The sequence below is a fragment of the Methylobacterium sp. WL19 genome, from assembly GCF_008040005.1.
Classification (GTDB): Bacteria; Pseudomonadota; Alphaproteobacteria; order Rhizobiales; family Beijerinckiaceae; genus Methylobacterium; species Methylobacterium bullatum.
The window spans coordinates 1-6,851 of record NZ_VRVC01000186.1; the positions used below are offsets into that span (position 1 = coordinate 1).

Annotated in this window: 6 protein-coding genes; 3 read left to right on the forward strand and 3 right to left on the reverse strand. The window is 69.0% G+C overall.

The genetic code is table 11. The features are described from left to right. The 3 genes from FV220_RS23325 to FV220_RS23335 form a co-directional block, all read right to left on the reverse strand. Window positions 1–969: ATP-binding cassette domain-containing protein (locus tag FV220_RS23325; RefSeq protein WP_147833403.1), on the reverse strand; the 969-nt coding region annotated here is incomplete at its 3' end. Window positions 970–971: 2 nt separating this feature from the next. Then, window positions 972–2,336: an 8-oxoguanine deaminase gene (locus FV220_RS23330; RefSeq protein WP_056143493.1), complete on the reverse strand. Its 1,365-nt coding sequence runs from the start codon at window positions 2,334–2,336 to the stop codon at window positions 972–974. 65 nt (window positions 2,337–2,401) lie between these two features. After that, complete coding sequence (locus FV220_RS23335) at window positions 2,402–3,424, reverse strand: hypothetical protein (RefSeq protein WP_026176255.1); 1,023 nt, start codon at window positions 3,422–3,424, stop codon at window positions 2,402–2,404. Between the two features lie 235 nt (window positions 3,425–3,659). On the opposite strand from FV220_RS23335, the gene FV220_RS23340 reads away from it, so the two are divergent. The 3 genes from FV220_RS23340 to FV220_RS23350 form a co-directional block, all read left to right on the forward strand. After that, window positions 3,660–4,400 (forward strand): GntR family transcriptional regulator, encoded by a 741-nt coding sequence (locus FV220_RS23340; RefSeq protein WP_147833404.1) that lies wholly within the window; start codon window positions 3,660–3,662, stop codon window positions 4,398–4,400. 154 nt (window positions 4,401–4,554) lie between these two features. Then, window positions 4,555–5,229, forward strand: coding sequence for an isochorismatase family cysteine hydrolase (locus FV220_RS23345; RefSeq protein WP_147833405.1), 675 nt, complete (start codon window positions 4,555–4,557; stop codon window positions 5,227–5,229). Between the two features lie 54 nt (window positions 5,230–5,283). Then, window positions 5,284–6,851 (forward strand): regulator (locus FV220_RS23350; protein ID WP_187273518.1); only part of this gene is annotated, 1,568 nt, incomplete at its 3' end.

A 6,851-nucleotide genomic window follows, 5' to 3' on the forward strand; every position in this document is an offset into this window, starting at 1 on the left:
CGCGCGGGTCTCGCCCGACAGGGCGGCGAAGAGTTCGGCCTGGCCGTTGCCGGCGATGCCGGCGATGCCGAGGATTTCGCCGCCGGAGACGCCGAGGGAGACGTCGCGCAGCGAGGTGGCGTGCAGGCCCGGAGCGGGGAGGGTGAGGCGATCGAGGCGCAGGCGTTCCGTGCCCACCGTCCCGCCAGCGCGCCCCGTGACCTCGCGGACCGCGCTGCCCACCATCATGGCGGCGAGCGAGCGGGCCGTCTCCTCCTGGGGGTTGCAGGCCCCTACCACCTTGCCGCCGCGCAGGATGGTGGCGCGCACGCAGAGGCGGCGCACCTCGTCGAGGCGGTGGGAGATGTAGAGCAGCGCCCGGCCCTCCGCGCGCAGGCGCTCCAGCACGGAAAACAGCACCTCCGCCTCGCCGGGGGTGAGCACCGAGGTGGGTTCGTCGAGGATGACGAGGCTCGGGTCCTGGAGCAGGCAGCGGACGATCTCGATGCGCTGGCGCTCGCCCGCCGAGAGCGACCAGACCGGACGATCCGGTTCGAGGTGAAGGCCGTAATCGATGCCGAGCTTGGCGATGCGGTCGGCCAGCGCCCGGCCGGAGAGGTCTTTCGGCATGACGAGGGCGATGTTCTCGGCCACCGTCAGGTTCTCGCAGAGGGAGAAATGCTGGAAGACCATGCCGATCCCCAGCCGACGCGCGGCTTCCGGATTGGGCAGCTGCACGATGTCGCCCTTGTGGGTGACGACGCCCTCCGTCGGCTCCAGCAGGCCGTAGAGGATCTTCATCAGGGTCGATTTGCCGGCGCCGTTCTCCCCCAGGAGGGCGTGGATCTCGCCGGCGCGGATCTCGAGATCGACGCCGTCATTCGCCGTGAAGCTGCCGAAGCGCTTGACGATGCCGTAGGCGCCGAAGAGCGGGGTCGGTCCCTGTCTCGGGCGGGGCGGCTGGGCGGCGGGAGAGAATGCGGTCGCCATCGTCAAACCGTGCCGAACAGGTGCCGGGCCAAGTGTGTGTGCTCCTCGCGAAGCCGGCGCGTGTCGAGGCCCACCGGGTGCCCGTCGATCACCCGCCATTGCCCGGCGACCATCACCCGGTCGGCCCGGTGCGCCCCGCACAGGACCAAAGCGGCGAGGGGATCGTGGCTGCCGGAGAAGCGCAGCTCGTCGAGGGTGAACAGGGCGAGGTCGGCCTCGCGGCCCTCCTCGATCCGTCCGATGTCGCTGCGACCGAGGCAGGCGGCGGAGCCCTCGGTGGCCCAGCGCAGGGCGTCGAGATGGGTGACCCTCTCCGCGCCGTAGGTGAGGCGGTTCAACATCAGGGCGTGCCGGACGCCCTCCATCAGGTTCGAATTGTCGTTCGAGGCCGAGCCGTCGACGCCGAGGCCCACGGGGCTGCCCGCCGCTTCGAGCTCGCAGGTCCGGCAGCAGCCCGAGGCCAGGGTCATGTTCGAGGTCGGGCAATGGCAGATTCCGACCCCCGCCTTGCCGAGGCGGGCGATCTCCGTGTCGTTGAAATGGATGCCGTGGGCGAGCCACGCGCGCGGGCTCATCCAGCCGACCTCCTCCAGGTAGTCGACCGGGCGCAGCCCGAAGGTCGACAGGCAATAGGCCTCCTCGTCGAGGGTTTCCCCGAGATGGGTGTGGAGGCGGCAATCGTGGCGTTCGGCCAGCGCCGCGCTTTCCTGCATCAGGCGCTTCGACACGGCGAAGGGCGAGCACGGCGCCAGTCCGATCTGCACCATCGCGCCGGGCGCGGTGTCGTGGAACAGGCCGAGCACCCGTTCGCTGTCGGACAGGATGGTGTCGTCGTCCTGGACCAGGGTGTCCGGCGGCAGGCCGCCGTCCCGCACCGACACGCTCATCGAGCCACGGGTGACGACGGCGCGGATGCCGAGGCTGCGCGCCTCCTCGACCTGGATGTCGACGGACGCCTCGAGCCCCTTGGGAAACAGGTAGTGGTGGTCGCCCGCCGTGGTGCAGCCCGACAGCAGGAGTTCGGCATAGGCGAGCCGGGTGGCGAGGCGGAACGCGTCCGGGGTGAGCTTGTCCCAGACCGTGTAGAGCGCCTTCAGCCAGGGGAACAGCGGCTTGTTGATCGCCAGGGGATGGGCGCGCGTCAGGGTCTGGAAGAAGTGGTGATGGGTGTTGACGAGGCCGGGAATGACCACGTGGCGCGAGGCGTCGAAGGTCTCGTGCACGGCCGCCGCCGGTGTCCCGCCCGACGCCACGCGCTCCACGATGCGCGATCCCTCGACGACGATGCCGCCTGCGGATTCCGCCGCGAGGATCGCCAGCGGGTTCCTGATCCAGAGGCGGCGGGCTCCGGCGTCTCGTTCGCTCATCCTGGCTCCCGATGTCAGGCGCCCCGGAGCGGAGCACATTTCAGGCCGTTCGGGTATCGGTGCGTTCAGAAGATGTGAAAGGCGAGGCCGGCGAGGAAGCTCTTCTCTTCGTTCCCCTTGAAGTTCGCGCGATCGACGTTGCCGAACTTGTTCAGCCAGTACTGAAACCCGATGAAGGCATCGAGCTTGTTGGGCTGGTTCCAGACCAGCTTGCCGACATCGAGGACGAGGTTCGTCCGCGACAGGAACTCGACGCCAGTCCCCGGATAATAGCCGCCCGGATAGTTGAACGGGTCGCGGATGCCCTTGCCCTTCGGTGTCACGATGTTGTTGAAGCCGGCGATGCTCAGCGGAAGGTTCGGGATGAAGGTGAGCGGGAAATTGTAGACGATCTCGAACTCGGGAACGGTGTCGAAGCTGACGTCACGGTCGGGCTGGAAGTTGAAGCCGTTGCGGTTCCATTCCTTGTAGGCATGGGCGCTGATGTTGAGGAAGCCCGCCGGCACGTCGACCGAGAAGGTCAGGCCCCCGACGACGTCGCGCTTCTTGGGGCCGAAGGCGGTGTTCTTCGCGTTCGCATCGAAACCGAAGGAGAGCGAGACGTCCTTGACGATGCCCGGAATGGCGAAGGCCTTGGTTCCGGTGAGGGCGTTCAGGCTGAGGGTGCCGCGATAGAGGCCGTAGGCTTCCGTGGCGCCGTGATCGTATTGGGCGAAGCCGCCCGGGACGTTGGTGGTCCCCGCCGGGTCCTGGGACGTCGATTGCAGGATGTCGAGCGAGAAGAAGTTCGTGCCGTAGGCCCAGGCGTCGGCGTGGGAAATGTTGGTGATGTATTTCGGGATGTCGCGATTGCGGAAGCTGCCATCCGCCTTCTGGATCTGCACGCCCGGCTCCGCGGCCGGGAACTGGTAGCGAAAGCTGACCTGCGTATCGGAGAACAGGAAGAAGGACGGCGCCTTCACCGGCGCCGGCTCGGCGACCTTGAGCGTCTTCACCGGATCGAGATCGGCCGCCATGCTGCATTCGATCATGCCGCATCCGATCATGCCGAGTGACAGAGCCGCGGCCGTGAGCCCCCTTGCGACCATCGTTCTTCTCCTCATTCGCAACGTCTGAGGGGATCTCCGCAACCGATGTGCCATGGCGGGCCGCCGGCCGATCGCCGATGGGAGGAGTCATAAAATTGCAACGAATTCCCGGCCCCGTGCCGCGACGTCCTCCCGTTGCGGCACGGGGGAAACTCGTCGTACTCATGGCGCGCGCAGGCTGATGGCGCGCGCAGGCCGACCCTGCGCCGATCGCGTGTCGTGAACCGAGACCACAGTGCCTGCGTCCCCGACCCGCTCCGAAAACCTGTCCGACAGAATCGCCGACGCCATCCTGTCGGGGGAATTCCCGCCGGGCGCCCGGCTGGACGAACAGGTCCTGGCCACGCGCTTCGGCGTCTCGCGCACGCCGGTGCGCGATGCCCTTCGCCTCCTCAACGGCACCGGCCTGATCGACCTGCGCCCCCGCTTCGGCGCCACCGTGCGGACGATCACGCCGGACCAGCTCGACATGCTGTTCATCGCCATGGGCGAGATCGAGGCGACCTGCGCCCGCCTCTCGACCCTGAGCATGACGCCCGCGGAGCGCGCCCAGCTTCGGCTGCTGCATGAGCGCATGGGCGTCCTCGCCGAGGCCGGGGACCACGACAGCTACGTCGTCGCTAACCAGGACTTTCACGGGCTCCTCTACGAGGGCGCCCACAATACGGTGGTGGACGAGATCGCCCGCAATCTGCGGCGGCGGCTGACGCCGTACCGCCGCGTCCAGTTCCAGGCACCGGGGCGGCTCGCCCGCTCGCATGCCGAGCACGGCCTCGTCGTCCGCGCCGTCCTCGCGCGGGACGCCGCCGCCGCGAATTCCGCGATGCTCGTCCACATGAGCGTCGTCGAGGACGCCTTCGAGACCCTCGACGCCCAGAGCGCCGCCGTGCGCGAGGCGGCCGGCGAACGGGCGCGGGACCGCCTGGAGCGGCCGGCCGCTCCGCTCCGCGCGGGCAAGGCGCGCCTTCAGCGCTGACGGCACCGGCTCCCCCCTAGGGGCATGCATAGATGCTCGCCAGGGCGAGGCGAATCTTCGGGCATCGAAGTGTATGGTTTGGGCAAGGATTTCCCCATCCTTGCATACATGATGAGGCGCAGTCAGCCCGATTCGCGATTGGGAGAGGCCCCTCATGCCCAACCTCCTCGACGCCCAGCCGTCCCCGCTCCCCTTCGACGCGTCGAGCACGGCCCTTCTCATCATCGACATGCAGCGCGACTTCCTCGAGCCCGGCGGCTTCGGGGAGAGCCTCGGCAACGACGCCTCGCTCCTCGCCTCCGCCGTGCCGCCGACGAGGGCCCTCCTCGACGTGGCCCGCGCGTCCGGACTCCTGGTCGTGCATACACGGGAGGGCCACCGCCCGGACCTCTCCGATGCGCCGCCGGCCAAGCTGGAGCGCGGCGAGCCCACGGCCCGGATCGGTCAGCCCGGGCCGATGGGCCGCATCCTGATCCGGGGCGAACCCGGTCACGACATCATTCCCGCCCTGGCGCCGCAGGATGGGGAGCCGGTGATCGACAAGCCCGGCAAGGGCGCCTTCTACGCCACCGACCTCGCCGACGTGCTCGCGGCCCGCAGCATCGCGACCCTTCTCGTCTGCGGCGTGACCACCGAGGTCTGCGTGCACACGACGGTGCGCGAGGCCAACGACCGCGGCTATCGCTGCGTCGTCGTCGCCGATGCCTGCGCGTCGTACATCCCCGAGTTCCACGCCGCCGGCCTCGCGATGATCAAGGCGCAGGGCGGCATCTTCGGCTGGGTCTCGGATTCGGACAGCGTCATCGCTGCCCTAGGCCGGCACGGCTGAACCCCTTTTCCCGGCGCGGCGCACTCGCCTCGCCCTGGCACGATGGAGGGCACCATGGCGAGCGGCATGACGAACACGGCCGGCGCATCCCGCCGCCCGGCCCTCTGGGTGCCCGGCGACTGGAACGCGTTCTTCGGCTTCGGCACCAACATCCTCGTCAACATGCTGGTGCTCACGGGCCTGCTGCGCTTCGTCCTCGGCATGCCCGACGCGATCACCTTCGGGCGCATCCTGCCCGCCGTCGGCCTGATGCTCTTCCTCTCCACCGCCTATTACGGCTGGCTCGGCTACCGGCTCGCCAAGACCAGCGGCCGCGACGACGTCTGCGCGCTGCCCTCCGGCATCAGCGTGCCGCACATGTTCATCGTGGTCTTCGTGATCATGCTGCCGATCAAGCTCTCCACCGGCGATCCGGTGAAGGCCTGGGAGGCGGGGCTCACCTGGGTGTTCATCCAGAGCTTCATGCTGATGATCGGCGGTTTCATCGCCCCGGTCATCCGGCGCATCACGCCGCGCGCGGCGCTCCTCGGAACCCTCGCCGGCGTCTCCGTCACCTTCATCGCCATGCGCCCGGCACTGGAGCTGATCCAGACCCCGGTGATCGGCGTCGTCGCCTTCGCCATCATCCTGCTCGCGTGGTTCGGCGGCGTGCGCTATCCGGGCCGGCTTCCGGCCGGCCTCGTGGCCATCCTGTTCGGCATGGCGGTCGCCTGGGGCGCCAAGCTCGTCGGGATCGACATCGGCGGGGTCAGCGGCCCCGGCCTGACGAGCGCGCTCTCCGGCATCGGCTTCTCGGTGCCGCTGCCGGCCATCGGCCATGTCTTCGGCGGCTTCGAGTTCATCGGGATCATCCTGGTGACGGCGATCCCCTTCGGCATCTACGACCTCGTGGAGGCGATGGACAATGTCGAGAGCGCGGAAGTGGCGGGCGACGCCTACCCGACCACGCGGGTGCTCACCGCCGACGGGATCGTCAGCCTGATCGGCTGCCTCATGGGCAACCCCTTCATCAACGCCGTCTATATCGGCCATCCCGGATGGAAGGCGATGGGCGGGCGGATCGGCTACTCCTTCGCCACCGGCATCGTCGTGCTGCTTCTCGCCTGGCTGAACCTGATCTCGCTGATCTCCAGCGTGGTGCCCATCGTCGCGATCTCGCCGATCCTGCTCTATATCGGCATGCTGATCGGGGCGCAGGCCTTCCAGGAGACGCCGCATTCGCACGCGCCCGCCATCGTGCTGGCCTTCGCGCCGCATCTCGCGGCCTGGGCCAAGACGCTGATCGACGGGGCGCTGGGGGCGGCCGGCACCAGCGCCGCTGCGGTGGGCATGGACAAGCTCGGACAGGTCGGGGTGCTCTATCACGGGCTCGCCGTGCTCGGTGAAGGCGCGATCCTCGGCGGGCTGATCCTCGGCGCCATCGCGACCTTCATCATCGAGCGCGACTTTCCGAGGGCCTCGGCCTTCGCGGCGGCCGGCGGCGTGCTGACCTTCTTCGGCTTCATGCACGGGCCCGCCGTGGGCTTCGCGGTGACCCCGACCCTGGCGCTCGCCTACATGCTGGTGGCCGGCCTGCTCTACGCGGCGGCCCGGGGCGCGGTCCCGGTCCCGGCGCTGGCGCC

Excerpts from the sequence above, each read along its gene's own strand:
- FV220_RS23345 (WP_147833405.1), top strand. The coding sequence starts at position 4,555 with ATGCCCAACCTCCTCGACGCCCAGCCGTCCCCGCTCCCCTTCGACGCG.
- FV220_RS23335 (WP_026176255.1), bottom strand. The coding sequence starts at position 3,424 with ATGGTCGCAAGGGGGCTCACGGCCGCGGCTCTGTCACTCGGCATGATC.
- FV220_RS23330 (WP_056143493.1), bottom strand. The coding sequence starts at position 2,336 with ATGAGCGAACGAGACGCCGGAGCCCGCCGCCTCTGGATCAGGAACCCG.